We start from the raw sequence: 24,389 nt of genomic DNA on the forward strand, positions 1-24,389 counted from the left end.
ACCTCGTTCCTCGAGATTATTCCTCGATTTTACCGCCAGCAGCTTCGATAGCAGCTTTAGCGCCTTTAGTCACACGTAGACCTTTAACAGTCACTGCTTTGTTAAGTTCACCAGAAAGAACAACTTTAACAAATTCGATGTTCTTAGTGATGACGTTAGCAGCTTTAAGGCTGTTTAGGTCAACGACGTCACCTGTTACTTTCGCTAGCTCAGCTAGACGAACTTCAGCAGACACTAGACTCTTACGAGAAGTGAAGCCGAACTTAGGTAGACGCTGTTTCAAAGGCATTTGACCGCCTTCGAAGCCTGGACGAACACTGCCGCCAGAACGTGACTTTTGACCTTTGTGGCCACGGCCACCGGTTTTACCAAGGCCAGAACCGATACCACGACCTACGCGCTTCGCAGAAGGCTTAGAACCCGCAGCCGGTGATAGAGTATTCAAACGCATTCTGATTACTCCTCAACTTTAACCATGTAGAAAACCTTGTTGATCATTCCGCGTACACACGGAGTATCTTCAAGTTCTACAGTATGGTTGATTTTACGAAGGCCTAGACCCTTTAAGCACAATTTGTGCTTAGGTAGACGACCGATTGAGCTTTTAGTTTGAGTAACTTTAATAGTTGCCATGGTGTTCTTACTCCGAAATAGATTCAACAGTTAGACCACGTTTAGCAGCAACCATTTCTGGCGACTTCATGCTATCTAGTGCATCGATCGTAGCACGAACGATGTTGATAGGGTTCGTAGAACCGTATGCTTTAGATAGTACGTTATGTACACCTGCTACTTCTAGTACTGCACGCATCGCACCACCTGCGATTACACCTGTACCTTCTGCAGCTGGCTGCATGTAAACTTTAGAGCCCGAGTGGCGACCTTTTACCGGGTGGAAAAGAGTGCCTTCGTTAAGCGCGATAGTAGTCATATTACGACGCGCTTTTTCCATTGCTTTTTGAATCGCTGCAGGTACTTCACGAGCTTTGCCGTAACCGAAACCTACGCGACCGTTACCGTCACCAACTACAGTTAGTGCAGTAAAGCTCATGATTCGACCACCTTTAACCGTTTTTGATACACGGTTAACTGCGATTAGCTTTTCTTGCAAATCATTCGCTTGAACTTGTTGTTCTTTAGCCATCTTCCAACCCTACCTTAGAATTTCAGACCAGCTTCGCGAGCAGATTCTGCTAGCGCCGCTACTCGACCGTGGTATTGGAAACCAGAACGATCAAATGCAACTGACGCTACGCCTTTTTCTAGCGCGCGCTCAGCAACAGCTTTACCTACTGCTTTAGCTGCATCGATGTTACCAGTGTTCTTTACTTGCTCACGGATCGCTTTTTCTACAGTAGAAGCTGCTGCGATAACCTCAGAGCCGTTTGATGCGATAACCTGAGCGTACACGTGACGAGGAGTACGGTGTACTACTAGGCGAGTTGCACCCAGTTCTGCAATCTTACGACGTGCGCGTGTAGCACGACGGATGCGAGATGCTTTCTTATCCATAGTGTTACCTTACTTCTTCTTAGCTTCTTTAGTACGCACATTTTCATCTGCGTAACGAACACCTTTACCTTTATAAGGCTCAGGTTCACGGTAAGAACGAATGTCAGCCGCAACTTGACCTACTAGCTGCTTATCGCAACCAGAGATAACAATTTCAGTTTGGCTAGGACATTCAGCTTTAATACCCTCTGGCAACTCGTGCTCAACAGGGTGTGAGAAGCCTAGTGTTAGAGATACAGCTTTGCCTTTAATAGCAGCACGGTAACCAACACCTTTAAGAGTTAGCTTCTTAGTAAAGCCTTCAGTAACACCAACAACCATGTTGTTTACTAGAGCGCGAGCAGTACCTGCTTGAGCCCATGCATTAACAACACCTTCTTTAGGACCGAAAGTTAGGTTGTTTTCTTCCTGAGCAACTACAACTGCATCGTTAAGAACGCGTGATAGTTCGCCCTTTGCACTTTTTACAGTGATTTCTTGGCCGTTTAGTTTCACCTCTACGCCAGCTGGAATAGCGACAGGTGCCTTAGCAACACGAGACATATTCTACTCCTATTACGCTACGTAGCAGATGATTTCACCGCCAAGACCTGCTTTACGTGCAGCACGGTCTGACATCAGACCCTTGGAAGTTGAAACGATAGCAACACCAAGACCGCCCATTACAGAAGGAAGATCATCTTTCTTCTTGTAAACACGTAGACCTGGACGAGAAACACGCTTAAGTTGCTCGATTACTGGTTTAGCTTGGAAGTACTTAAGAGTAACTTCTAGCTCAGGTTTTACTTCGCCTTCAACAGCGAAATCAGTGATGTAACCTTCAGCTTTTAGTAGTGCAGCAATTGCAACTTTAAGCTTTGAAGAAGGCATTTTAACAGCAACTTTGTTTGCTGCCTGACCGTTACGAACGCGGGTCAGCATATCCGAAATCGGATCTTGCATGCTCATATGATTTACTCCAAATGATTAAGTGGCAATTACCAGCTAGCCTTACGAAGTCCAGGAATCTCGCCTTTCATGCAAGCTTCACGAACTTTGATACGGCTTAGACCGAACTTACGTAGGTAACCGTGTGGACGACCAGTTTGGTTACAACGGTTGCGCTGACGTGATGCACTTGAATCACGTGGAAGAGTTTGCAATTTAAGAACTGCGTTCCAACGATCTTCTTCAGATGCGTTTACATCGCTGATGATAGCTTTAAGCGCTGCACGCTTCTCAGCGTACTTAGCTACTAGCTTCGCACGTTTTACTTCACGTGCTTTCATTGAATTTTTAGCCATAACAGTAACCCTTCACCTTACTTACGGAATGGGAAGTTAAAGGCAGCCAGCAGAGCACGGCCTTCCTCATCAGTACCAGCAGACGTCGTAATAGTGATGTCTAAACCGCGTACTCGATCAACTTTATCAAAGTCGATTTCCGGGAAGATGATTTGCTCGCGAACGCCCATGCTGTAGTTACCGCGTCCGTCAAAAGACTTAGCGCTAACGCCACGGAAGTCACGTACACGTGGAAGAGCGATCGAAATAAGACGCTCAAGAAAATCCCACATACGTTCGCCACGCAAGGTTACTTTACAACCGATAGGGTAGCCTTCGCGAATTTTGAAACCTGCAACAGATTTGCGCGCTTTTGTGATAAGTGGCTTCTGACCAGAGATCGTTGCCATATCAGACGCTGCATTTTCTAGCAGTTTCTTATCGTTGATTGCTTCACCAACACCCATGTTTAGGGTGATTTTCTCGATTCTAGGGACTTGCATGACGCTTGTGTAGCTAAACTGTTTGGTCAGTTCAGCGACTACAGACGACTTGTAGTAATCATGCAGTTTCGCCATAGTAGAACTCCAAATTACTCTATTAGTTAGAAACGGTTTCGCCGTTAGACTTGAAGAAACGAACTTTCTTGCCGTCTTCAAAACGGAAACCGATACGGTCAGCTTTACCAGTAGCTGCGTTGAAAATAGCCACGTTAGATACATCGATAGCCGCTTCCTGCTCAACAATACCACCTTGGATATTCATTGCAGGTACAGGTTTTTGATGCTTCTTAACAAGGTTAATGCCTTCAACGAAAACTTTACCAGTTGCTAGAACCTTAGTTACTTTACCTTTCTTGCCTTTATCTTTACCAGCAAGAACGATTACTTCGTCATTACGACGGATTTTAGCTGCCATTTCTACGTGCTCCTTACAGAACTTCTGGAGCCAGTGAAACGATCTTCATGAACTTATCGCCACGAAGTTCGCGTGTCACAGGACCAAAGATACGTGTACCGATTGGTTGCTCAGTGTTATCGTTTAACAATACGCAAGCATTTCGGTCGAAGCGAATGACAGAACCGTCAGGACGACGTACGCCTTTACGGGTGCGAACTACCACCGCCTTCAGAACGTCACCTTTTTTAACTTTACCGCGAGGAATTGCTTCCTTAACAGTAACTTTGATAACGTCACCGATGTGTGCATAACGGCGATGAGAGCCACCCAGAACCTTAATACACATTACGCTGCGTGCGCCTGAGTTATCAGCTGCGTCCAGCATACTTTGCATTTGGATCATGTTAGTGCTCCGCTAAATATAAAAAAAACTAGACCCTCACGGGTCGGGCTGCCTCTTTAAAAGGGACGCGAATTGTACCACCCTTTTATGTAATTGGGTAGTCAAAAAATAAACGGCCCCAAAATATTTTTTGGAGCCGCTTTTTTTCATAGAATCAACGAAATTAAATCTTCGCTTTTTCTACGACTTTTACCAATGCCCAAGACTTAGTCTTAGACAGAGGACGACACTCTGCGATTTCAACTGTGTCGCCTAGGCCACACTCATTGTTCTCGTCATGTGCGTGTACTTTAGTCGTGCGCTTTACGAACTTGCCGTAAATTGGGTGTTTAACCATGCGCTCGATAGCAACAGTGATAGACTTGTCCATCTTATCGCTAACAACACGACCTTGTTGAGTACGTTTTACTTCGCTCATTATGCGCCTGCCTTCTCAGTCAAAACAGTTTTCACACGTGCGATATCACGGCGTACAGCTTTCAGAGTGTGAGTTTGCTGTAGCTGACCAGTTGCCGCCTGCATGCGCAGGTTGAACTGTTCGCGTAGCAACTCTAGTAACTCAGAGTTAAGCTCTTCAACGCTCTTTTCGCGTAGATCTTGTGCTTTCATCACATCACCTGCTTAGTTACAAATGTAGTCTTGAAAGGCAGTTTACGAGCCGCTAGGCGGAACGCTTCACGTGCCAATTCTTCAGGTACACCACCCATTTCGTACATTACCTTTCCAGGTTGGATTTGGGCTACCCAGTACTCAACGTTACCTTTACCCTTACCCTGACGAACTTCTAGTGGTTTTTCTGTGATAGGCTTGTCTGGGAACACACGGATCCAGATTTTACCTTGACGCTTAACGTGACGTGTCATTGCACGACGTGCCGCTTCGATCTGACGAGCAGTTAGACGACCACGGCCAGTTGCTTTAAGACCGAATTCGCCGAAGCTTACTTCAGTACCTTTAGCTAGACCACGGTTACGACCTGTCTGAACCTTACGGAACTTAGTACGTTTAGGTTGTAGCATCTGTCGACTCCTTACTTACGGCCTTTGCGCTGCTTCTTAGGCTTGTCGCCTTTAGGCTCTACAGCGTTAGCTGCTGGCATTCCGCCTAGGATCTCACCTTTGAAGATCCAAACTTTAATGCCGATCACACCGTATTGAGTGTGAGCCGAAGAAGTTGCGTAATCAATGTCAGCACGTAGAGTGTGTAGAGGTACACGACCTTCACGGTACCACTCTGAACGTGCAATTTCAGCGCCGCCTAGACGACCACTTACTTCTACTTTGATACCTTTAGCACCTAGACGCATAGCGTTTTGTACCGCACGCTTCATAGCGCGACGGAACATAACACGACGCTCTAGCTGAGACGCGATGCTGTCACCAACAAGTTGTGCATCTAGTTCAGGCTTACGTACTTCAGCGATGTTAATTTGCGCTGGTACACCTGCAATTTTAGCTACAGCTGCGCGTAGCTTTTCAACGTCTTCACCTTTCTTACCGATTACAACGCCTGGACGAGCAGTGTGAATAGTCACACGGATGCTCTTAGCAGGACGCTCGATAACGATGCGTGATAGAGACGCTTTTTTCAGTTCGTTTGAAAGGAACTGACGTACCTTGAAGTCGCCGTCTAGGTTGTCAGCGAATTCTTTGGTGTTAGCAAACCATGTAGCATTCCAAGGCTTAACGATGCCAAGACGAATACCATTTGGATGTACTTTCTGACCCATTGCTTACTCTCCTAGTCTCAAGCGTCTGCAACAACAACAGTGATGTGGCTTGAACGCTTCAAGATACGATCCGCACGACCTTTAGCACGAGGCATAATACGCTTCATGATAGGGCCTTCATCTACGAAGATCTTTGCGACACTTAGGTCGTCAATATCTGCACCTTCGTTGTGCTCCGCGTTCGCGATAGCTGACTCAAGAACTTTCTTTACTAAGTCAGCAGCTTTTTTGTTGCTGAAAGTTAAGATTTCTAGAGCTTGGTCAACTGATTTACCACGGATTTGATCCGCAACTAAGCGAGCTTTCTGAGGCGAAATGCGAGCAAAGTTATGTTTAGCTAGTGCTTCCATCATCTACTCCTTAACGCTTCTTAGCTTTCTTATCCACGACGTGGCCGCGGTAAGTACGAGTTGGTGCAAATTCGCCCAGTTTGTGACCGATCATTTCGTCGGTTACGAATACTGGTACGTGCTGACGACCATTATGGACAGCGATGGTCAAACCGATCATCGTAGGGATGATCATTGAACGACGGGACCAAGTCTTAATAGGCTTTTTGTCTCCGCTTTCCACCGCTTTCTCTACCTTCTTCAGCAAGTGTAGGTCGATAAATGGACCTTTCTTGAGAGAACGTGGCATGGCGATTCCTCTTTATATAGATTACTTGTTACGACGACGTACGATGTACTTGTCAGTGCGTTTGTTCTTACGAGTCTTGAAGCCTTTAGTTGGCTGACCCCATGGTGATACTGGGTGACGACCACCAGAAGTACGGCCTTCACCACCACCGTGTGGGTGGTCTACTGGGTTCATCACAACACCACGAACGGTTGGACGAACACCGCGCCAGCGGTTAGCACCAGCTTTACCAAGTTCACGTAGCATGTGCTCAGAGTTACCAACTTCACCGATTGTTGCACGGCCTTCAGAAAGTACTTTGCGCATTTCGCCAGAACGTAGACGAAGAGTTACGTATGCACCGTCGCGAGCAACGATTTGAGCATATGCACCCGCCGAACGAGCTAGCTGACCACCTTTACCAGGCTTAAGTTCAACGTTATGAACAGTTGAACCTACTGGGATGTTACGCATTGGAAGTGCGTTACCAGCTTTGATTGGCGCATCTGCACCAGACTGGATAGCATCACCAGCTTGAACACCTTTAGGTGCTAGGATGTAACGACGCTCACCGTCTGCGTACAGAACTAGAGCGATGTTAGCGCTACGGTTTGGATCGTATTCTAGACGCTCAACTTTCGCTGGGATACCGTCTTTAGTACGTTTAAAGTCAATTACACGGTAATGGTGCTTGTGACCACCGCCGATGTGACGTACTGTGATACGACCGTTGTTGTTACGACCACCGTTCTTAGAGTTTTTCTCTAGAAGAGGTGCGTATGGCTTACCCTTGTGTAGGTCAGCGTTAACAACTTTAACAACGTGACGACGACCAGGGGAAGTCGGCTTACATTTAACAATAGCCATTTCTCAACTACTCCTGTTATTCCGCGCCGCCAACAAAGTCAAGATCTTGACCTTCTTTCAAAGTAACGTACGCTTTTTTAACGTCGCTGCGGCGACCTTGGCGTAGACCTTGACGTTTGGTCTTACCCTTAGTGATAAGAGTATTTACAGACTTAACTTCAACTTCAAATAGCTTTTCTACAGCTGCTTTGATCTCTTTTTTAGTTGCATCTGTAGCAACTTTGAAAACGATAGTGTTCGCTTTCTCAGCAGCCATAGTTGCTTTTTCAGAGATGTGTGGAGCACGTAGAACTTTTAGGATACGCTCTTCAGTGATCATGCTAGCATCTCCTCAACTTGCTTAACTGCTTCTGCAGTCATTACAACTTTGTCGAACGCGATTAGTGAAACTGGATCAATACCAGCGGCATCACGTGCATCAACTTTGTATAGGTTACGAGCAGCTAGGAATAGATTCTCATCTACTTCGCTAGTCACGATAAGCGCATCTGTTAGCTCAAGCTCTTTCAGCTTAGCGACAAGCTCTTTTGTCTTTGGCGCTTCTACTGAGAAGTTATCAACAACGATTAGACGCTCTTGACGAACAAGCTCAGAAAGAATGCTCTTCATAGCACCACGGTACATTTTCTTGTTAACTTTTTGGCTGTGATCTTGTGGTTTCGCAGCAAAAGTAACACCACCTGTACGCCAGATTGGGCTACGGATTGTACCAGCACGTGCACGGCCAGTACCTTTTTGACGCCATGGCTTAGCGCCACCGCCTGCAACTTCTGAACGTGTTTTTTGAGCACGAGTACCTTGACGAGCACCTGCTGCATACGCAACAACTACTTGGTGTACAAGAGCTTCGTTAAACTCACGTCCGAAAGTAGTTTCGGAAACAGTTAGTGCATCAGCACCTTTAACCATTAGTTCCATTACTTACTCCTGAGACGTTATGCTTTAACAGCTGGTTTAACGATCACGTTACCGCCAGTTGCGCCAGGGACTGCACCTTTAATAAGAAGCAGGTTGCGCTCAGCGTCAACACGTACGATCTCTAGGTTTTGAGTCGTTACACGCTCAGCACCCATGTGACCTGCCATTTTCTTGCCTTTAAATACGCGACCTGGAGTCTGACATTGACCGATAGAACCAGGAGCACGGTGAGACAATGAGTTACCGTGAGTCATATCTTGAGTAGAGAAGTTCCAACGCTTAACAGCGCCTTGGAAGCCTTTACCTTTAGAAGTACCAGTAACGTCTACTTTCTTAGTTTCGTTGAATAGCTCAACCGTTAGTTCTGCACCAACTTCGAACTCTTCACCGTTTTCCAAACGGAATTCCCAAAGACCGCGACCAGCTTCAACACCTGCTTTAGCAAAGTGACCTGCTTCTGGCTTAGTAACACGGTTAGCTTTCTTAGCACCAGTCGTTACCTGAATTGCTGCATAGCCGTCTGTTTCAAGTGTACGAACTTGAGAAACACGGTTAGCTTCAACTTCAACAACAGTTACTGGGATAGAAACGCCTTCTTCAGTAAATACGCGGGTCATGCCCACTTTACGACCGATTAGACCAATCATTCTTCTAATCTCCCTTAACCTAGGCTAATTTGTACGTCAACGCCCGCAGCAAGGTCTAGACGCATTAGAGCATCAACAGTTTTGTCTGTTGGCTCAACAATGTCGATTAGACGTTTGTGAGTACGGATTTCGTACTGATCACGAGCATCTTTGTTAACGTGTGGAGAGATAAGAACTGTGAAACGCTCTTTACGAGTAGGTAGTGGGATTGGACCACGAACCTGTGCGCCAGTGCGCTTAGCTGTTTCAACGATTTCCGCTGTAGAAGCGTCGATTAGTTTGTAATCGAAAGCTTTTAGGCGGATACGGATACGTTGGTTCTGCATGAGACAGAGCTCCAAAATTAAAAATTACACAAACAATATCGCCACTCTTACTCGAATAGCCGAGAGAATGCCGATTGATTTATGTGAAACCGTAGCATCCAAGATTAGGACGCATTGTCAGTTAATTTTCGATTAACTATCCCTACATGCCAGAGTCACCTCTGGGGATAGTTTTTCCGAAGAAAAGATAGCTAATTGTATTAACTGCGAACATAAGCTGAGTTTACATTACCTGAAAAATCTTATAGATAATTCAGCTCCTCGTTACTCATTGGTTCACAACTGGCTTAACCAGTGCGCTGCATTATACAGATCACGCTTTGACATGCAAGCACTGTTTGAAAAATAAACGCATTACCCAACCATAAGTGATTCGCTTTAATCTAGTAATAAAAGCAAAGCGCAGACTGGCTAACCCGTCTGCGCTTAAGTCGTGTGATAAAGACTAGGTTATTGGGCTAGTCGTTGACGCACCGCTTCAAATAGACAAACCCCTGATGCAACGGAAACATTCAAACTAGATACGCTACCTGCCATAGGGATTTTGATTAAATCATCGCAAGTTTCACTAGTTAAGCGGCGCATACCATCACCTTCAGCGCCCATTACAATGGCCAGAGGACCTGTCAACTTAGCTTGATAGATATCATGCTTGGCTTCTCCAGCAGTGCCCACAAACCAAATCCCCTGTTCTTGTAAGGTGCGCATAGTGCGCGCTAGATTGGTGACGCGAACAAGCGGCACAGTCTCCGCTGCGCCGCAGGCAACTTTACTCACAGTCGCATTAATATTGGCCGACTTGTCTTTTGGTACAATCACAGCAGCAACCCCTGCTGCATCAGCGTTACGTAAGCACGCACCAAGATTGTGTGGGTCCGTCACGCCGTCCAAAACCAATAATAATGGCGCATCTTGTTTGGCAATAATGTCGTCTAAGTCATGCTCATTGAGCTGCTTGGCCGGCTTTACCTTGGCCATAATACCCTGATGATTCGCGCCACGCGCTTTGTCATCAAGTGTTTTACGCGCCATTTGCTGAATTGACACTCCGCATGTTTGTAGCTGATTGATAATCGGCATCAGGCGGTCATCTTGACGGCCTTTTAGCACAAAGGCTTCTACAAAACGCTCTGGTTCTTTTTCCAATACTGCTTTTACCGCATGAATGCCGTAAATAAATTCATTACTCATTAACTTATCCGATTAGTGTTTCTTCGCCCGTGCCTTCTTGGCTTTTTTACGTGGCTTTTTCTTACCTGCCTGATTAGCAGGTTTCTTCGACGCTTTTTTGCCTTTGCCTTGATGTTCACCGTCATCTGGTCGCTTGGTTGCTTCAACCAAAGGTTTGGCTTTTCCTACACTGCGTCTGCCGTTTGCCGCGGCATTTTTTTTCGCTTTGGCCTTTTGCTGCGCTTCTGCTGCACGCTTCTTCGCCGTTTTTCCTTTGCCGCGTAGCTTACGACTTGTTTCGACTAATTCAAAGTCTATTTGTCTATCATCTAGATTGACTGACAGTACTTTCACTTTAACCGCATCGCCAAGACGATAAATCGCACCAAAGCTCTCACCGATAAGCCTTTGACCTATTGGATCAAATTGGTAGTAATCATTAGCAAGCGTTGAAATATGCACCAAACCATCAATATGCAGCTCGGTCAAACGAACAAAGAAGCCAAATCCGGTGACATTAGCAATAACACCGTCTAACTCTTCACCCACATGATCTTGCATGTACTCACACTTGAGCCAATCCGCTACCTCTCGGGTTGCATCATCCGCGCGGCGCTCTGTCATTGAGCACTGTTCACCGTAAAAATCCATATCATCGAACGAATAATGATAACCGCCCGTTGGTGTCCAGCGATCTTTCAGAGTGCCATTTTCTTTGGCGATAAGGTATTTGATCGCACGATGCAACAAGAGATCAGGATAACGACGAATCGGCGAAGTAAAGTGCGCATAACGCTTAAGCGCTAGACCAAAGTGGCCACAATTATCGGCATTGTAGACGGCTTGCTTCATTGAACGCAGCAACATGGTTTGAATCAGCTCTTTATCTTGACGCTCACCAATTTGGCGTACTAGATCTGCATAATCAGTTGGTGAAGGCTCAAGGCCGCCTTTCAGATCAAGACCAAGTTCACTTAAAAAGTCGCGAAAGCCCATCAAACGCTCTTCTCCGGGTGATTCGTGGATCCGATATAAAGCCGGCTCCTTGGCTTTTTCAACTAAAGATGCCGAAGCAATATTGGCCAAAATCATACACTCTTCAATGATTTTGTGCGCATCATTACGCACAACAGGCTCGATGCTGTCTATCTTGCGCTCAGCATTAAAGATAAATTTGGTTTCAACCGTTTCAAATTCAATCGCACCGCGATGATCCCGTGCACGTTTAAGCACCTTATACATCTTGTGCAGCTCTTCAAGGTGAGGCACCAAAGGCTCATAGCGCTGGCGCAGCTCTTCATCACCTTCAAGAATATGATGGACCTTATTATACGTTAGGCGCGCATGGGAATTCATCACGGCTTCATAATGCTTATAGCCAGATAACTTACCCGATTCAGATACTGTCATCTCGCACACCATACACAGGCGATCCACCTGAGGGTTGAGCGAGCAAAGACCATTAGACAGCACTTCTGGCAACATGGGCACAACTTGAGAAGGGAAATACACTGAGTTACCACGATTAATGGCTTCTTTGTCTAACGCAGAATCTGGACGCACGTAATAGCTGACATCAGCGATCGCGACCCAAAGACGCCAACCGCCACTTTTTTTCGCCTCACAGTATACGGCATCATCAAAATCTCGTGCATCTTCACCATCAATTGTTACTAAAGGCAATTCGCGCAAATCAACCCGTCCTTGTTTGGCTTCTTCCGGCACCTCTTCGCCTAAGCCCTCGATTTGTGCATCGACTTCTTCTGGCCACTCATGGGGTATTTGGTGGGTACGAATGGCAATTTGTGTTTCCATACCTGGCGCCATATTTTCACCCAGTACTTCCACTACTTTGCCCATCATGCCGCGCGTACGAGAATCGCGGTCGGTAATTTCAATCACCACCACATTACCCATTCTCGCTCCAGCGCGCAGTTCATTAGGAATAAGAATATCTTGGCTTAGCCTTGAATCATCCGGCACCACATAAGAGTAACCATATTCCATAAAGAAGCGACCAACGATTTGCCCTTGCCTTTCTTCCAGCACCCGCACCAAACGGCCCTCTTTTTTGCCTTTTTTCGAGTTTTGTGTTGGTTGCACCAAAACAAAATCACCGTGAAGCAGGTTTTTCATTTGATGATGAGGCAGTAACACATCCCCTTCTTTGCCTATACTGCCTTCGGGGCGCACCCAGCCATGGCCATCTTTGTGGCCAATGACATAACCTTTAATCATCTCCAGCTTTTCAGGCACGGCATAACACTGACGACGGGTAAACACGAGCTGGCCATCTCTTTCCATCGCCCTGAGCCTGCGACGTAAGCCTTCATACTGCTCTTCACCCTTTAAATGAAGGGCTTCAAACAAGTCGTTGCGGTTGAGCGGCACACCCGCTTGCTCAAGAAATTCAAGAATAAACTCACGACTGGGGACAGGATTGTCGTATTTCTCGGATTCGCGTTCAGCAAAAGGGTCGTTTGGGGTGTGTTCTGACATAGGCAGGCCTAATTCTACAAGGAAGGTATTTAAAGCTAGTATATCCGACTCAATTACTAAGCTACAGAAGTGTTGGGTCAAAATGCCAAATTGTTAGGCTATTTTCATTGTTTAAGGTGGGTAGGTCTGGTTTTTTAGTGATCGTAGCAAGATGATCTTTGGATGGTTCTTGAACTATCTATTCTGGGCCTGAGATAATATGCAGGTTTGCATATCAATAATATTAAAATAATCATTCTGGTACCTACCAATCTATCAACAAAAAGTAAACTGACTCTTAGTGCCCCCCACTTCGTTGTAAAACCTACTCTAAGCATGATAGAAGGTAGTTATAAATATTGCTGCGGCTTTCCCTATCCCTTTGGCTCAAGCTTGTTAATGTCTGTTTCGCATCCTGCCTAATAGATATAACCCCAGTGACCATACTAGGTATTTCTTCCGTTTTCTTCTCGACGTCTTTTGCAACTTTTTCTCCTAATTTAGCCAAACAAGAAACAAAGTTGAGAATTTCTGCCACTTCACAAATTAGATTTGCCATTTGGACTTGATCTGAAAAATCATTTTGATGATTCTTTATGGAATCCATTATTGAATGAGTTTTCATAGACAGCTTTTCTACTTTTCGTGCTAAAAAACTTACGTCATCTGCCACCGCCGAAAAACTATTACCCTTTTCTCCCGAACGAGCAAGATCAATCGCCATATTTAGAGCTAATAGATTAGCTTGCTCGCTTATATCATTAAGCACAATAATAATATCGACGATTCCATCGTAGTTAATGTTATTGATTAACTGAATTAAAGACTTTAGACGCTCTTCAGGCCGTGACGTAGGCTCTCCGGCACTTAAAAAAACATTACCTTCGAGGTCTACATTCTGTTCGGGGGGCTTGTCATACAAACTGGTATCTTTCATGTTATCAGTTGACTGATTATTTTTTAAGTGCGCCTTGCGCAGATTACTAATCAGAACCGTAACTTCATTCTCAAGCTCTAAATCTTTCTCATGCTTTTTATACCAAACATCAAAGTATGCATATATTCCTATAATACATACACCTATAAAAGGGATTAGCATATATGCGAAATCACTGAGCATTGTCTTGTCTCAAGAAATGCATAGCTGCATTCATTCGTGAAAGCTCTATTGTTCTTTTTTGCCCTTTTAGATAATAAAAAATTGATACACACGTCAGAATAACTATACCTACAAAAGCAAAAATAGCGAAAACGCCACTTCCATCTTTAATCGCCTCAGTAAGATATAGAGCAAACCAAGCTATTAACGACGCAATAACAGTATTTGTCTTTGCACTTGCATCATTTATTTGATATTCAAGCAACGCTTTCATTCTGTAAAATTTTTCAATATCTTTCATGTACATATCCAACTTACCAAACCTAGGTAAGTATAGACTGCATAACAATTTATAAGATTGAAAAGAAACTCACTGTACGCTCAAGCAATATAAAAGCTCGATTGAAGAACCACTAAAGCTCAGCGATTTGCGACAAAGTTTCGGGATAACGTTGAACCAGTTTAAGCAGCGTTACCGCTTGTCCATTTGGTGCACTTCGGCCTTGTTCCCAGCTTTCTAGCGTGCGAGATGAAGTGTGCAAGAGCCGAGCAAATACACCGCGAGACATATTAAACTGCTCTCGAAGACTCAAAATCTCTTCCGGTGAAATATTTAGTTCATTAATATCATCAACTTGATAGGTCTTTAGTGTTAACTTACCTTCTGAATGCTGTTTGGCTTCAGAAAGAGCAGAACTTAACTCTGCAAATAAATCACGATTGCTCATTGCGCCATGCCTCCATAAAAGCCTTTAGCTGTCTCTTTTGTTCTGATGTCAAATCAGACACTTCGTTTTTGCCATATATTGTGAGCAAATAAAAGCGTCGTTGTTCATCTAAAAAATAGTAAATAATACGAGAGCCGCCCCGTTTCCCCTTACCTTTACTTGCAACTCTAATTTTTCGCAAACCACCCGTTCCTTGAATGACATCCCCTTGTTTAGGGTTAGACATTATCTCTGCTTGGAAGAGTCTAAACTCTTCATCGCTGAGGTATTGGCTGCGATACTTTTCAAATATGCTGGATTCGACAAAAACACTTTTCATACAGAAATTATACGTGATTTACGTATAGATAACAAATAGTCTATCGCCTAGCTAATCTTTTTCTGCACACCATATGAAAAAATCACCCGTGTGGGTGATTTTGTCTGAGTCAAACCTGAGTGCAGTCAGGATGAAATATAACTGGACTTTACCAAGAGGTTTCGCGTTTCTTCGCTCTGGCAATAATATTTTGCGGCATACGGCGTTCAAGTCCTTGGCGCAAAATAGCGATCCGTTTGTGGGTGCGTTGGTCAGCGGTAACAGATGCGTAGAGCCATCGATAAGCATCTTCGTAGTCTAGCGGGCTGCCATAATCTCGTAGCAGCAATTCAGCTAAGTGAATTCTGGCTTTTAAGTTACCCATGGCAGCGGCTTCACGCAGGTAAGGTATGGCGCGTTCTTTATCTTGTTGCACCAAGGTGCCCCGCGAGTAATAACGCCCAAGCTGTTCTAGCGCAGCAGGCAGACCTTGATGAGCGGCGTTTTCGATATAATAAAGACCAAGCTCAACGTCTTGCTCAACACAAACACCCCACGCTAGCATGTCACCATATAAGAACTCGTAGGAGGGCAAACTGATCCGAGTCGCCCGAGCAACGATATCTTCAACAATCTGACAATTATCGGCCTTAACTTGCTCTAGATGCTTATTTTCGTTAATTAGTTTTATTAGTTCAGCTTCGGTATAAATGGGTATCGGTTCACCAATATCGGTAAACTCATCGGCAACAGCCGAAGAAGCCCCAAACAGTAATACCATCGAAGCAGCTAACTTTCTTAGCTTCATCGTCTGCACTCTTTGACTTCGATAATGTGTTTATCTGCCTAATCAAGGCAGTGGCGTAATATCACGCCTTATGAACTCAAGATTGGCCTGCATTTCACCATCTTGAATTCTTTATCGACCTCGGCAGCTAAGTCTTTAATCGAAATTGCCGATGACTGGCAAAAGATTGCCACCTTAAGAGTTAAGTATAGGCTTAACCAGCAGACATAAAAAAACCAGCACTCTAGTGCTGGTTTTTCTCAACTCTTCATACAAAGAAAACTTACGCTTGGTAAGGATGAACTTTGATGATAGTTTCGTTACGATCTGGACCGGTAGAAATGATATCGACAGGTACACCCGTTAGCTCTTCGATGCGTTTGATGTAATCCAAAGCGGCTTGTGGTAGCGCTTCTAGAGACTTAGCGCCAAAAGTAGTTTCAGACCAACCAGGCATGGTTTCATAGATTGGCGTCGCTTCTTCAAAAGATTCCGCCGCCATTGGTGATACCTCTAGCACAGTACCATCTTTCATCTTGTAACCAGTACAGATCTTGATCTCTTTTAGACCATCAAGAACATCTAACTTAGTTAAACACATACCAGTTAACGAGTTGATTTGGATAGCGCGGCGCATAGCCACAGCATCAAACCAGCCAGTACGACGTAAACGACCTGTCGTAGCACCAAACTCATGACCAACATCACCTAGGTGTTTGCCTACAGGATCTTGCTTGTCTTGACCATCGTATAGCTCAGTTGGGAATGGACCTGAACCAACACGAGTACAATAAGCTTTAGTGATACCTAGAATGTAACCTATATGGCGAGGACCAAAACCAGAACCTGCGGCTACACCACCAGCAGTAGTGTTAGATGAGGTTACATATGGGTATGTACCGTGGTCGATATCAAGAAGCGTACCTTGAGCGCCCTCGAACATGATCTTATCACCTCGCTTACGAGCAGCATCCAGCTCATCAGTCACGTCCATCACCATGGAAGTGAGAAGCTCAGCATAGCCCATGCACTGCTCAAGAACAGTTTCATAGCTAACCGTTTCTGCTTTGTAGAAATGTTCAAGCTGGAAGTTATGAAATTCCATGACTTCTTTCAGTTTCTCAGCAAAGACTTCTTTATCGAAAAGATCGCCAACACGCAAACCACGACGAGCGACTTTGTCTTCGTAAGCAGGACCGATACCACGACCCGTTGTACCAATTGCTTTTTTACCACGCGCAATTTCACGCGCGTTATCGATAGCAATATGGTAAGGAAGAATTAGAGGACAAGCTTCAGAAACGAAAAGACGTTCACGAACTGGAATGCCGCGCTCTTCAAGAGGTTTCATTTCTTTCAACAGTGCTTCTGGTGATAGTACAACACCATTACCGATAACACATTTAACGTTATCGCGAAGAATACCTGATGGAATTAAGTGAAGAACGGTTTTTTCACCGTCAATGACAAGAGTGTGACCTGCGTTGTGACCGCCTTGGTAGCGAACCACGTATTTTGCATCTTCAGTTAAAAGGTCTACGATTTTACCTTTACCTTCGTCACCCCATTGGGTGCCCAGAACGACTACGTTATTTCCCATCTTTCCAAGTCTGATTGCTAGTTAAAAATGGATTCTAGCACCGAATTACATTTGTTGCAGTCATTTTTTAATCATGAGCAAGCCATCCTTGGCTAAGCGACTGTGTACTTTGAATTTAAACTCAATTTAAGGCTTACTCGTCGGCGTAAATCTTAACCATTAAATTCCCATCAAGGCCGATACTGGCACGATACATACCACTGGTATTCATAGAAAAATGTATTTCCCCATCGCCGTTTATAGCGATGACACCGCCTTCTCCACCCATGGCTTTTAATTCACCATGGATAACCGCTTCACAAGCCTGCTGAACATTTTCTTTCAAATAGCGCATTCGCGCTGCAATGTCACTGGCCACTGTTTTGCGAATAAAGTATTCACCCATGCCTGTGGCTGAGACAGCCAGATTACCATTTTGTGCATAAGTGCCTGCACCAATAATCGCAGAATCTCCTACGCGGCCATATTGCTTATTGGTGATCCCGCCAGTACTGGTCGCTGCTGCAAGATTGCCTTGCTGATCAAAGGCCACAGCCCCAACCGTACCATGCTTATTATCATCAGGGTATTTAGACTCTGACAGCGCAAACAATCCCTTTTCTTTCATTGATTGCAATTGATCGTAGCGGCGATCTGTGACGAAATAATCCTGCTCTGTGTAGGTATGTTGCTGCCCAAAAGCAAACTCTTCAGCTCCATCGCCAATCAACAGCACATGAGGGCTATGCTGCATGACATCGCGAGCTAATTCCACAGGGTTTCGAATATGGCGTACGCCTGCCACAGCCCCAACTTTAGCGTCTTTACCATGCATGACAGAGGCATCCATCTCTACCATTTCTTTATGAGTCAAAACAGAGCCGCGCCCTGCATTAAAATGCTCCGAATCTTCGAGTACTTTAACCGCTGCTACTACCGCATCCATAGCATCACCACCATGAGCTAGTATCTCATGACCTGCCCGAGCTGACTTTTCTAAATCGCGGCGAATTTCTTCATTTAGCGTCTTACTCATTTGCTCGCGCAAAATGGTGCCTGCACCGCCATGAATGGCAATTGAAAATGGTTTACTCACCTATTGCTCCTGCATGCTGATAGGGTTAATTCTCCAGACAAACAAAAAGCGCAAGTTAATCTCTTAAACTTGCGCTTTGTTACAACCTTAATGGGCAGCTTTATTCTATTAGTGCGAGCTGCAGCTACCACTGCCACAACAGTCATCATGATCATCACCGTGATCGTGACTACCGCAACTACCATCTGCTTGGTGAACGTGACCATGCTCGATTTCTTCCGCAGTTGCTTCGCGCACAGACACCACTTCCACATCAAATGTAAGAGTTTGGCCTGCAAGCATATGGTTACCATCTACCACAACTTCGTCACCATCGACTTCTGTTACTTCTACTGGAATTGGACCTTGGTCAGTATCAGCTAAAAAGCGCATGCCTACTTCAATTTGCTCTACACCTTGGAACACATTGGCAGGAACACGTTGTACAAGCGCATCATTATGATCGCCGTACGCTTCTTCAGGCGAGACAGTCACTGAAAACTGAGCGCCAGCTTCCTTACCTTCTAGAGCCGCTTCAAGACCTGTGATCAGGTTGTTGTTGCCGTGCAAGTAATCAAGTGGCGCTTCTGTTGTCGATTGATCAACAACCACACCATCCTCTAGCTTGACTTGGTAAGCTAGGCTGACAACTACATTTTTTTCAATTTTCATAATGACTCCAAGGAGATAAAGAAACGGAGCAAACTATTGCTCCGATTTACTGTTTTCTATGCCGCTATTATGGGGATCAATTACAGAAACTCAATTAATCCGGCTTAAAAATTCCGATCATCTCTTGTTTCGCATGTTCAGTTTTTTCCACAGTTTGAGGCTTACGTTGTTCTTGATATTCGCACTCAACACACTCAACCAACTCAATATTATTTTCTATCCACCAACGCAAAGTATCTTGCTGAGAGCATTTAGGACAGCTAGCACCTGCGATAAATCTTTTTTTCATTGTGTTCATTCCAATACATCACCCATGACTCCCTCTGACAATACTTTTACGCATAGAAGGTAAACAGGGTTTGGAGTTAATCCCAAAAGTTCTTTGATTGTTGATCTTTTTCCATTTCCCGACCAAAGATTTCTTCCAGTTCTTTGCGGGCTTCTTTGGCTCTCATCGCCAATTGTTTGTCTTCGTGATGCTGAGGAAGCAGCTCTTTCAACATACCGTGATCGAGTTTTTTGAAATGCGCCTCCGCTCGTTTAGCTTGATAAGGGTGCATTCCAAGCTCCACCAATGCTTGACGACCAAGATCTAACGCACCCAAGAAGGTTTCACGGGAATAATTTTCTACCCCATGACTCATAAGCTGATACGCTTCGACACGGCTTCGTGCACGAGCAAACAGCTTAAGATGCGGAAAGTGGTACTTACATAACTCGACAATTTTCATGATCTCTTCTGGCGAGTCGGTACATATCACCATGGCTTCAGCTTTACTTGCTCCCGCAGCCCTTAATAAGTCAAGTTGAGTTGCATCACCATAAAACACTTTATACCCGTATTTTCTCAATAAGTGAATCTGACTAGCATCACTTTCTAATACAGTGACTCGGATTTTATTGGCGTACATTAAACGGCCGATGATCTGACCAAAGCGACCAAAGCCTGCGATAATTACCCGTGGCTGACGATTAACAACATCGCTGCGCTTTAATCCTGACTCGTCAAAGTTTAACCCTCGCGCATACCACTTGCTTTGCGCCATCAAAAGAAGCGGTGTCGTTACCATAGATAAACTCACCACCACCAGCAAAAAGGCATTTTGCTCAGGGGCGATTAATCCTTCTTTACTTGCTGCAGTGAAGATAACAAAGGCAAACTCACCACCTTGACTTAAAATCGCCGCCATTTTGCTGCGTACTTTGGGCCTCCCGCCTGACAATCTGGCCAAGAAGTAAAGAATCAATCCCTTGATAACAACTAAACCAATTACTGCCCCTAATACATTAAGAGGCTCAAGCGCCAGCAAGCCCAGATTTACTGCCATGCCTACTGCGATAAAGAAAAGACCGAGTAATAGACCTTTAAAAGGTTCAATAGCAATTTCTAATTCATGACGATACTCACTTTCAGCCAGCAGCACGCCAGCCAGGAAAGTGCCCAAAGCCATCGACAGACCAAGATGCTTCATCAACAAAGCAATCCCAATCACTAGCAATAATGCCGCGACTGTAAATAGCTCACGTACACCACTTAAAACCACATAGCGAAATAAAGGCCGTAGCAGGAAGTGACCTCCAACCAGTAAGCCTATAACACCGCACAACATCCAGATGGCATCGGACCAATTACCAGCGGTGTTACCCGCCAGTATCGGAAGCAGGGCAAGCATTGGAATAACGGCTATATCTTGAAACAAGAGAACAGCAAAACCAGATTGCCCCGTTTCACTGCCTGCAAGCCCTTGCTCTTCTATTACTTTTAGAGCGATTGCCGTGGAGGAAAGGGCCAAACCCATTCCGATAACCAAACTTGTTTGCCAACTAAGACCGCAAAAATATGCCACAACGCCAAGTGCAGCTGTAGTGATGACAACTTGCGCCCCGCCCAGCCCCAAAATAGGCCCCTTCATCTGCAGTAGCTTTTTGGGGTTAAGCTCTAAACCAATCAAAAACAGCAGCAGTACTACGCCAAATTCGGCAAAATGCAAAATAGCTTCAACATCACTGATTAAGCTCAATCCCCAAGGGCCAATCACTACACCAGCCAGCAGGTAGCCAAGTACAGAACCGAGCCCAAGCCGCTGAGCAAGCGGCACTGCAATAACAGCTGCGGTTAAAAAAATTACACTGCTTTGTAAGAAATCACTTTCAAGTGCCAAACGGATCTCCTTCTGCATTGAGGCTAGTCGCAAAATCTGTCGTGACATGGAGCAACCAACGGCGGTAATTCTCCGCATGTTGATAGCGATCCATTTCAGTGATATTTCGTGCCCAATAAAGAACTAAAGGCTCTATCCAATGCATCTGACACAGGGCCGCTGACAATTCAAACGGCTGAAGTATTTCTGACAAAGGATATCGGTTATAACCTTCACTACAGAAAGCTTCCTCATTTCCCCCTGTAGTAATAATACTGCGCCAATACTTACCTTTGAGTGCTTCTCCCTTACCATAAGCAAACCCTTTGGCTAGCACTCTATCCATCCATTCTTTAAGAAGCGCTGGGCAAGAATACATATAAAGTGGATGCTGAAATACAATCACATCATGTTCGAGAAGAAGCCGCTGCTCGGCATCAACATCGATAAAGAAGTCAGGATAATAGGCATAGAGATCTCGTACCGTCACATGTTCTAACGACGCGATCTTTTTGACCATGACTTGATTTGCAACTGAACTGTGTGATTCTGGATGTGCATAAATCACCAGTACTTTAGCAACTTTAGGAGGTTCGTTGGTTAAATCATCTACCGCCATGTTTTAAGCAGTCATCCTTTTGTTTTCAAGACATAAGAGGCTTTTTATCTGTATGAGTTTGTTATACGTTGTTGTTAAGCATAACGCAATGATCGACATTTTATCTCATTCCACCTACTATTCGACGCGATAAGAGAAATATTAAATAATAAAGCATAAACTATGATTACCTTTTCTGACATCCAGCTCCTTCGTGGCGGCAAAGCCCTACTGGATAACACCTCAGCAACCATACACCCAGGCGATAAAGTCGGCCTAGTGGGTAAAAATGGCTGCGGAAAATCCACCCTATTTGCCTTAATCAAAAATGAACTTTCTATCGATGCGGGTAACTTCAACTGCCCTTCATACTGGGAGATGGCGTGGGTTGCGCAGGAGACACCAGCATTAGAGCGCCAAGCACTGGACTATGTCATTGATGGTGATCGCGAGTATCGCCGCCTTGAAGCAGAACTAACCGCTGCAGAGCAAAAAGATAATGGTACTTTAGTTGCTGAGCTGCATGGAAAAATCGAAACCATTGGCGGCTATAGCATAAAAGCTCGCGCCGCTGAGCTGCTTGACGGTCTTGGTTTTTCCCAGCAGCAGATGAACTGGAACCTCACTCAGTTCTCTGGTGGTTGGAGGATGCGCTTAAACCTTGCTCAAGCGCTACTTTGTCGCTCCGACTTATTACTTCTGGATGAGCCAACCAACCACTTAGACTTAGATGCTGTGATGTGGCTAGAGCGCTGGCTACAAAATTACCCTGGCACTTTGATCTTAATCTCTCACGACCGTGATTTTCTCGATCCTGTGGTTGGGCGCATCATACATGTTGAAAATCAGCAGATGAACGAATACACGGGGAACTACTCATCATTTGAAGACCAGCGCGCGCAGAAGTTGCTTCTCCAACAAGCTCAGTACCAGAAACAGCAAAAACAAATGGCACACATGCAAAGCTATATCGACCGATTCCGATATAAAGCCTCAAAAGCTCGCCAAGCACAAAGCCGAATTAAAGCTCTAGAGCGAATGGAAAAAGTATTACCTGCGCAGTTTGATAATCCCTTTAGCTTCGAGTTTCGAAAGCCCGATGCTCTGCCAAACCCGATTATTATGATGGACCAAGTATCGGCAGGTTATGGTGACAATCTAATTTTAGAGAAAATTCGCCTCAATCTCGTGCCTGGTAGTCGTATTGGTTTGCTCGGGCGAAATGGTGCAGGTAAATCAACTCTGATTAAATTGCTCTCTGGCGAGATAAAAAGTCAGGCGGGTGAGCTGACCTATTCCCAAGGCGTCAAAATCGGTTATTTCGCACAGCACCAGTTGGAAACTCTACATCCAGAAGAAACACCGCTTCAGCATATGATGCAAATCGCACCAGATAAAAATGAACTGGAGCTAAGAAACTATCTAGGCAGCTTTGGTTTTCAAGGTGAAAAAGCACTAGAGAAAGTGGCGCCCTTTTCTGGCGGAGAAAAAGCACGCCTTGTTCTAGCGCTGATCGTCTGGCAAAAGCCAAACCTATTGCTACTCGATGAGCCAACTAACCACCTAGACCTTGATATGAGACAAGCGCTAACACTTGCCCTGCAAACCTTTGAAGGCGCTATGGTTATCGTTTCGCATGACCGCTATCTACTGCGAGCCACCACTGATGATCTCTACTTGGTTCACAACAAGCAAGTCGCACCTTTTGATGGCGACCTAGATCAGTACTATAAATGGCTCACTGATCAACAAAAAGCAGAGCGCCGTGAAGCCCAGCCTACACCAACTGAAAAAAGCGCCACAAACAGTGCCGCTGCTAAAAAAGAGCAAAAGCGCCGCGAAGCAGAGTTACGCAAACAAACCGCGCCGATTCGCAAAACAATAGCCAAACTGGAAACTAAAATGGACAGTTTAAACTCCACACTTAGCCAAGCAGAATTGCAATTGTCTGATAACTCACTGTATGAGCCAGAAAATAAAGCTAAACTTAACGGGGTGTTAGCAGCGCAAACCCAAGCGAAAATTGAGCTTGAAGAAGTTGAATTAGAATGGATGACACACCAAGAAGAACTTGAACAAATGGAACAGGAGTTTAATCACCCATGAATTCCAAGCACGTATCTGTGTCCCTCACCTTAGAACGCCTGTGGCAATTTAGCTTGCAATATTATGGCGTCCGAGAAGTCAAAGATGCGTGCCTTAATTTACAAAATCAGTTCAAGGGTAATGTTAACCTTTTGCTGCTCCTTAAGTGGCTAGACGAGCAGCAAGCGGCTTTTCTCAATGAAGACTGGCATAGAGTAGAAGAATGTCTGGGACGCTCTGAAACCTTACTCCACAGCTACCGAGATTTACGCCGTAAGCTCAAATCACACATTCCAGAAACCTTATATCGAGAGTCACTTCAATTCGAGCTACAACTTGAAAAGCAGCAACAGTCTGATCTAGTTGATTGCATCAATAGTATCACTTTATTGCACAATCAAGGTGAGCCACTGACCTTAAGATACTGCCGTCAACTTGGAGGAGAGCACTTACATCAAGCTTTTGCTCAACCAATTGAAGAAGTGGTGCCCAAATAG

General features: G+C 44.9%; 36 protein-coding genes. 2 read left to right on the forward strand and 34 right to left on the reverse strand.

What is annotated here, in order from left to right; all coding sequences use genetic code 11:
* Positions 1-16: 16 nt before the first annotated feature.
* From rplO to kefG, 34 genes are all read right to left on the reverse strand, one after another.
* A complete protein-coding gene (rplO, locus tag MHN79_RS14155; RefSeq protein WP_239173419.1) occupies positions 17-451 on the reverse strand; it encodes a 50S ribosomal protein L15 in 435 nt (144 codons plus the stop codon).
* A 5-nt stretch (positions 452-456) separates the two neighbouring features.
* Positions 457-633 (reverse strand): 50S ribosomal protein L30, encoded by a 177-nt coding sequence (rpmD, locus tag MHN79_RS14160; protein ID WP_114787350.1) that lies wholly within the window; start codon positions 631-633, stop codon positions 457-459.
* A gap of 7 nt (positions 634-640) precedes the next feature.
* Positions 641-1,144 carry a 30S ribosomal protein S5 gene (rpsE, locus tag MHN79_RS14165; RefSeq protein ID WP_114787351.1) on the reverse strand — a complete coding sequence of 168 codons (504 nt, stop codon included), beginning with the start codon at positions 1,142-1,144 and terminating at the stop codon, positions 641-643.
* 14 nt (positions 1,145-1,158) lie between these two features.
* Positions 1,159-1,512: a 50S ribosomal protein L18 gene (gene rplR, locus MHN79_RS14170; protein ID WP_114787352.1), complete on the reverse strand. Its 354-nt coding sequence runs from the start codon at positions 1,510-1,512 to the stop codon at positions 1,159-1,161.
* A gap of 9 nt (positions 1,513-1,521) precedes the next feature.
* Positions 1,522-2,055 carry a 50S ribosomal protein L6 gene (gene rplF, locus MHN79_RS14175; protein WP_160932167.1) on the reverse strand — a complete coding sequence of 178 codons (534 nt, stop codon included), beginning with the start codon at positions 2,053-2,055 and terminating at the stop codon, positions 1,522-1,524.
* Positions 2,056-2,067: 12 nt separating this feature from the next.
* Positions 2,068-2,460: a 30S ribosomal protein S8 gene (gene rpsH / locus MHN79_RS14180; protein WP_152431375.1), complete on the reverse strand. Its 393-nt coding sequence runs from the start codon at positions 2,458-2,460 to the stop codon at positions 2,068-2,070.
* A 29-nt stretch (positions 2,461-2,489) separates the two neighbouring features.
* On the reverse strand, positions 2,490-2,795 hold the full coding sequence (gene rpsN / locus MHN79_RS14185; protein WP_114787355.1) for a 30S ribosomal protein S14: 306 nt from the start codon (positions 2,793-2,795) through the stop codon (positions 2,490-2,492).
* A 17-nt stretch (positions 2,796-2,812) separates the two neighbouring features.
* Entirely contained in the window at positions 2,813-3,352 is a 540-nt protein-coding gene (gene rplE / locus MHN79_RS14190; RefSeq protein ID WP_114787356.1) for a 50S ribosomal protein L5, read from the reverse strand.
* Positions 3,353-3,374: 22 nt separating this feature from the next.
* A complete protein-coding gene (gene rplX, locus MHN79_RS14195) occupies positions 3,375-3,692 on the reverse strand; it encodes a 50S ribosomal protein L24 (RefSeq protein WP_114787357.1) in 318 nt (105 codons plus the stop codon).
* 13 nt (positions 3,693-3,705) lie between these two features.
* On the reverse strand, positions 3,706-4,077 hold the full coding sequence (rplN, locus tag MHN79_RS14200; protein ID WP_004410450.1) for a 50S ribosomal protein L14: 372 nt from the start codon (positions 4,075-4,077) through the stop codon (positions 3,706-3,708).
* Between the two features lie 163 nt (positions 4,078-4,240).
* On the reverse strand, positions 4,241-4,495 hold the full coding sequence (gene rpsQ / locus MHN79_RS14205; RefSeq protein ID WP_152431376.1) for a 30S ribosomal protein S17: 255 nt from the start codon (positions 4,493-4,495) through the stop codon (positions 4,241-4,243).
* Complete coding sequence (gene rpmC / locus MHN79_RS14210; RefSeq protein WP_114787359.1) at positions 4,495-4,686, reverse strand: 50S ribosomal protein L29; 192 nt, start codon at positions 4,684-4,686, stop codon at positions 4,495-4,497. Before rpmC ends, rpsQ begins: the two co-directional genes overlap by 1 nt.
* Entirely contained in the window at positions 4,686-5,096 is a 411-nt protein-coding gene (gene rplP, locus MHN79_RS14215) for a 50S ribosomal protein L16 (RefSeq protein WP_008072330.1), read from the reverse strand. Before rplP ends, rpmC begins: the two co-directional genes overlap by 1 nt.
* 11 nt (positions 5,097-5,107) lie before the next feature.
* Complete coding sequence (rpsC, locus tag MHN79_RS14220; protein ID WP_160932165.1) at positions 5,108-5,806, reverse strand: 30S ribosomal protein S3; 699 nt, start codon at positions 5,804-5,806, stop codon at positions 5,108-5,110.
* A gap of 17 nt (positions 5,807-5,823) precedes the next feature.
* Positions 5,824-6,156: a 50S ribosomal protein L22 gene (gene rplV / locus MHN79_RS14225; RefSeq protein WP_114787362.1), complete on the reverse strand. Its 333-nt coding sequence runs from the start codon at positions 6,154-6,156 to the stop codon at positions 5,824-5,826.
* Between the two features lie 10 nt (positions 6,157-6,166).
* A complete protein-coding gene (gene rpsS / locus MHN79_RS14230) occupies positions 6,167-6,445 on the reverse strand; it encodes a 30S ribosomal protein S19 (protein ID WP_042485188.1) in 279 nt (92 codons plus the stop codon).
* Between the two features lie 21 nt (positions 6,446-6,466).
* Positions 6,467-7,291, reverse strand: coding sequence for a 50S ribosomal protein L2 (gene rplB / locus MHN79_RS14235; RefSeq protein ID WP_160932163.1), 825 nt, complete (start codon positions 7,289-7,291; stop codon positions 6,467-6,469).
* A gap of 16 nt (positions 7,292-7,307) precedes the next feature.
* Positions 7,308-7,610, reverse strand: a complete 303-nt coding sequence (gene rplW / locus MHN79_RS14240) for a 50S ribosomal protein L23 (protein WP_239173420.1) — start codon at positions 7,608-7,610, stop codon at positions 7,308-7,310.
* Positions 7,607-8,209 (reverse strand): 50S ribosomal protein L4, encoded by a 603-nt coding sequence (gene rplD, locus MHN79_RS14245; protein WP_152431377.1) that lies wholly within the window; start codon positions 8,207-8,209, stop codon positions 7,607-7,609. Before rplD ends, rplW begins: the two co-directional genes overlap by 4 nt.
* Before the next feature lie 17 nt (positions 8,210-8,226).
* Positions 8,227-8,856 carry a 50S ribosomal protein L3 gene (gene rplC, locus MHN79_RS14250; RefSeq protein WP_152431378.1) on the reverse strand — a complete coding sequence of 210 codons (630 nt, stop codon included), beginning with the start codon at positions 8,854-8,856 and terminating at the stop codon, positions 8,227-8,229.
* A 14-nt stretch (positions 8,857-8,870) separates the two neighbouring features.
* Positions 8,871-9,182 carry a 30S ribosomal protein S10 gene (gene rpsJ, locus MHN79_RS14255; protein WP_001181007.1) on the reverse strand — a complete coding sequence of 104 codons (312 nt, stop codon included), beginning with the start codon at positions 9,180-9,182 and terminating at the stop codon, positions 8,871-8,873.
* 450 nt (positions 9,183-9,632) lie between these two features.
* The gene (rlmB, locus tag MHN79_RS14260) at positions 9,633-10,373 is read right to left on the reverse strand and encodes a 23S rRNA (guanosine(2251)-2'-O)-methyltransferase RlmB (RefSeq protein ID WP_239173421.1); all 741 of its coding nucleotides are present in this window, start codon (positions 10,371-10,373) and stop codon (positions 9,633-9,635) included.
* Positions 10,374-10,385: 12 nt separating this feature from the next.
* Positions 10,386-12,851 carry a ribonuclease R gene (gene rnr / locus MHN79_RS14265; protein WP_239173422.1) on the reverse strand — a complete coding sequence of 822 codons (2,466 nt, stop codon included), beginning with the start codon at positions 12,849-12,851 and terminating at the stop codon, positions 10,386-10,388.
* Positions 12,852-13,155: 304 nt separating this feature from the next.
* Positions 13,156-13,929 (reverse strand): methyl-accepting chemotaxis protein, encoded by a 774-nt coding sequence (locus tag MHN79_RS14270; RefSeq protein WP_239173423.1) that lies wholly within the window; start codon positions 13,927-13,929, stop codon positions 13,156-13,158.
* 10 nt (positions 13,930-13,939) lie between these two features.
* The gene (locus MHN79_RS14275) at positions 13,940-14,230 is read right to left on the reverse strand and encodes a hypothetical protein (RefSeq protein WP_239173424.1); all 291 of its coding nucleotides are present in this window, start codon (positions 14,228-14,230) and stop codon (positions 13,940-13,942) included.
* A 112-nt stretch (positions 14,231-14,342) separates the two neighbouring features.
* Complete coding sequence (locus MHN79_RS14280; protein WP_239173425.1) at positions 14,343-14,657, reverse strand: transcriptional regulator; 315 nt, start codon at positions 14,655-14,657, stop codon at positions 14,343-14,345.
* The gene (locus tag MHN79_RS14285; RefSeq protein ID WP_239173426.1) at positions 14,644-14,976 is read right to left on the reverse strand and encodes a type II toxin-antitoxin system RelE/ParE family toxin; all 333 of its coding nucleotides are present in this window, start codon (positions 14,974-14,976) and stop codon (positions 14,644-14,646) included. Before MHN79_RS14285 ends, MHN79_RS14280 begins: the two co-directional genes overlap by 14 nt.
* Before the next feature lie 148 nt (positions 14,977-15,124).
* On the reverse strand, positions 15,125-15,763 hold the full coding sequence (locus MHN79_RS14290; protein ID WP_239173427.1) for a tetratricopeptide repeat protein: 639 nt from the start codon (positions 15,761-15,763) through the stop codon (positions 15,125-15,127).
* Positions 15,764-16,025: 262 nt separating this feature from the next.
* Positions 16,026-17,342 (reverse strand): adenylosuccinate synthase, encoded by a 1,317-nt coding sequence (locus MHN79_RS14295; protein WP_239173428.1) that lies wholly within the window; start codon positions 17,340-17,342, stop codon positions 16,026-16,028.
* A gap of 133 nt (positions 17,343-17,475) precedes the next feature.
* A complete protein-coding gene (locus MHN79_RS14300; RefSeq protein WP_239173429.1) occupies positions 17,476-18,417 on the reverse strand; it encodes an isoaspartyl peptidase/L-asparaginase in 942 nt (313 codons plus the stop codon).
* Between the two features lie 108 nt (positions 18,418-18,525).
* Positions 18,526-19,068 (reverse strand): peptidylprolyl isomerase, encoded by a 543-nt coding sequence (gene slyD / locus MHN79_RS14305; RefSeq protein ID WP_239173430.1) that lies wholly within the window; start codon positions 19,066-19,068, stop codon positions 18,526-18,528.
* Positions 19,069-19,162: 94 nt separating this feature from the next.
* Positions 19,163-19,357, reverse strand: a complete 195-nt coding sequence (locus MHN79_RS14310) for a YheV family putative zinc ribbon protein (RefSeq protein WP_114787377.1) — start codon at positions 19,355-19,357, stop codon at positions 19,163-19,165.
* 76 nt (positions 19,358-19,433) lie between these two features.
* Entirely contained in the window at positions 19,434-21,230 is a 1,797-nt protein-coding gene (gene kefB / locus MHN79_RS14315; protein ID WP_152431387.1) for a glutathione-regulated potassium-efflux system protein KefB, read from the reverse strand.
* On the reverse strand, positions 21,220-21,828 hold the full coding sequence (gene kefG / locus MHN79_RS14320) for a glutathione-regulated potassium-efflux system ancillary protein KefG (protein WP_239173431.1): 609 nt from the start codon (positions 21,826-21,828) through the stop codon (positions 21,220-21,222). Before kefG ends, kefB begins: the two co-directional genes overlap by 11 nt.
* Before the next feature lie 162 nt (positions 21,829-21,990).
* On the opposite strand from kefG, the gene MHN79_RS14325 reads away from it, so the two are divergent.
* Positions 21,991-23,913 (forward strand): ABC transporter ATP-binding protein, encoded by a 1,923-nt coding sequence (locus tag MHN79_RS14325; RefSeq protein WP_239173432.1) that lies wholly within the window; start codon positions 21,991-21,993, stop codon positions 23,911-23,913.
* On the forward strand, positions 23,910-24,389 hold the full coding sequence (locus MHN79_RS14330; protein ID WP_239173433.1) for a TIGR02444 family protein: 480 nt from the start codon (positions 23,910-23,912) through the stop codon (positions 24,387-24,389). The genes MHN79_RS14325 and MHN79_RS14330 overlap by 4 nt, the downstream gene beginning before the upstream one ends.

Origin of the sequence: Vibrio sp. Of14-4 (assembly GCF_022347625.1) — a bacterium.
Taxonomy (GTDB): Bacteria; Pseudomonadota; Gammaproteobacteria; order Enterobacterales; family Vibrionaceae; genus Vibrio; species Vibrio pristinus.

Bases quoted from the DNA above. Each gene is read 5' to 3' on its own strand.
- rplO (WP_239173419.1), bottom strand. From the start codon at position 451: ATGCGTTTGAATACTCTATCACCGGCTGCGGGTTCTAAGCCTTCTGCG.
- rpmD (WP_114787350.1), bottom strand. From the start codon at position 633: ATGGCAACTATTAAAGTTACTCAAACTAAAAGCTCAATCGGTCGTCTA.
- rpsE (WP_114787351.1), bottom strand. From the start codon at position 1,144: ATGGCTAAAGAACAACAAGTTCAAGCGAATGATTTGCAAGAAAAGCTA.
- rplR (WP_114787352.1), bottom strand. From the start codon at position 1,512: ATGGATAAGAAAGCATCTCGCATCCGTCGTGCTACACGCGCACGTCGT.
- rplF (WP_160932167.1), bottom strand. From the start codon at position 2,055: ATGTCTCGTGTTGCTAAGGCACCTGTCGCTATTCCAGCTGGCGTAGAG.
- rpsH (WP_152431375.1), bottom strand. From the start codon at position 2,460: ATGAGCATGCAAGATCCGATTTCGGATATGCTGACCCGCGTTCGTAAC.
- rpsN (WP_114787355.1), bottom strand. From the start codon at position 2,795: ATGGCTAAAAATTCAATGAAAGCACGTGAAGTAAAACGTGCGAAGCTA.
- rplE (WP_114787356.1), bottom strand. From the start codon at position 3,352: ATGGCGAAACTGCATGATTACTACAAGTCGTCTGTAGTCGCTGAACTG.
- rplX (WP_114787357.1), bottom strand. From the start codon at position 3,692: ATGGCAGCTAAAATCCGTCGTAATGACGAAGTAATCGTTCTTGCTGGT.
- rplN (WP_004410450.1), bottom strand. From the start codon at position 4,077: ATGATCCAAATGCAAAGTATGCTGGACGCAGCTGATAACTCAGGCGCA.
- rpsQ (WP_152431376.1), bottom strand. From the start codon at position 4,495: ATGAGCGAAGTAAAACGTACTCAACAAGGTCGTGTTGTTAGCGATAAG.
- rpmC (WP_114787359.1), bottom strand. From the start codon at position 4,686: ATGAAAGCACAAGATCTACGCGAAAAGAGCGTTGAAGAGCTTAACTCT.
- rplP (WP_008072330.1), bottom strand. From the start codon at position 5,096: ATGCTACAACCTAAACGTACTAAGTTCCGTAAGGTTCAGACAGGTCGT.
- rpsC (WP_160932165.1), bottom strand. From the start codon at position 5,806: ATGGGTCAGAAAGTACATCCAAATGGTATTCGTCTTGGCATCGTTAAG.
- rplV (WP_114787362.1), bottom strand. From the start codon at position 6,156: ATGGAAGCACTAGCTAAACATAACTTTGCTCGCATTTCGCCTCAGAAA.
- rpsS (WP_042485188.1), bottom strand. From the start codon at position 6,445: ATGCCACGTTCTCTCAAGAAAGGTCCATTTATCGACCTACACTTGCTG.
- rplB (WP_160932163.1), bottom strand. From the start codon at position 7,291: ATGGCTATTGTTAAATGTAAGCCGACTTCCCCTGGTCGTCGTCACGTT.
- rplW (WP_239173420.1), bottom strand. From the start codon at position 7,610: ATGATCACTGAAGAGCGTATCCTAAAAGTTCTACGTGCTCCACACATC.
- rplD (WP_152431377.1), bottom strand. From the start codon at position 8,209: ATGGAACTAATGGTTAAAGGTGCTGATGCACTAACTGTTTCCGAAACT.
- rplC (WP_152431378.1), bottom strand. From the start codon at position 8,856: ATGATTGGTCTAATCGGTCGTAAAGTGGGCATGACCCGCGTATTTACT.
- rpsJ (WP_001181007.1), bottom strand. From the start codon at position 9,182: ATGCAGAACCAACGTATCCGTATCCGCCTAAAAGCTTTCGATTACAAA.
- rlmB (WP_239173421.1), bottom strand. From the start codon at position 10,373: ATGAGTAATGAATTTATTTACGGCATTCATGCGGTAAAAGCAGTATTG.
- rnr (WP_239173422.1), bottom strand. From the start codon at position 12,851: ATGTCAGAACACACCCCAAACGACCCTTTTGCTGAACGCGAATCCGAG.
- MHN79_RS14270 (WP_239173423.1), bottom strand. From the start codon at position 13,929: ATGCTAATCCCTTTTATAGGTGTATGTATTATAGGAATATATGCATAC.
- MHN79_RS14275 (WP_239173424.1), bottom strand. From the start codon at position 14,230: ATGAAAGATATTGAAAAATTTTACAGAATGAAAGCGTTGCTTGAATAT.
- MHN79_RS14280 (WP_239173425.1), bottom strand. From the start codon at position 14,657: ATGAGCAATCGTGATTTATTTGCAGAGTTAAGTTCTGCTCTTTCTGAA.
- MHN79_RS14285 (WP_239173426.1), bottom strand. From the start codon at position 14,976: ATGAAAAGTGTTTTTGTCGAATCCAGCATATTTGAAAAGTATCGCAGC.
- MHN79_RS14290 (WP_239173427.1), bottom strand. From the start codon at position 15,763: ATGAAGCTAAGAAAGTTAGCTGCTTCGATGGTATTACTGTTTGGGGCT.
- MHN79_RS14295 (WP_239173428.1), bottom strand. From the start codon at position 17,342: ATGGGAAATAACGTAGTCGTTCTGGGCACCCAATGGGGTGACGAAGGT.
- slyD (WP_239173430.1), bottom strand. From the start codon at position 19,068: ATGAAAATTGAAAAAAATGTAGTTGTCAGCCTAGCTTACCAAGTCAAG.
- MHN79_RS14310 (WP_114787377.1), bottom strand. From the start codon at position 19,357: ATGAAAAAAAGATTTATCGCAGGTGCTAGCTGTCCTAAATGCTCTCAG.
- kefG (WP_239173431.1), bottom strand. From the start codon at position 21,828: ATGGCGGTAGATGATTTAACCAACGAACCTCCTAAAGTTGCTAAAGTA.
- MHN79_RS14325 (WP_239173432.1), top strand. From the start codon at position 21,991: ATGATTACCTTTTCTGACATCCAGCTCCTTCGTGGCGGCAAAGCCCTA.
- MHN79_RS14330 (WP_239173433.1), top strand. From the start codon at position 23,910: ATGAATTCCAAGCACGTATCTGTGTCCCTCACCTTAGAACGCCTGTGG.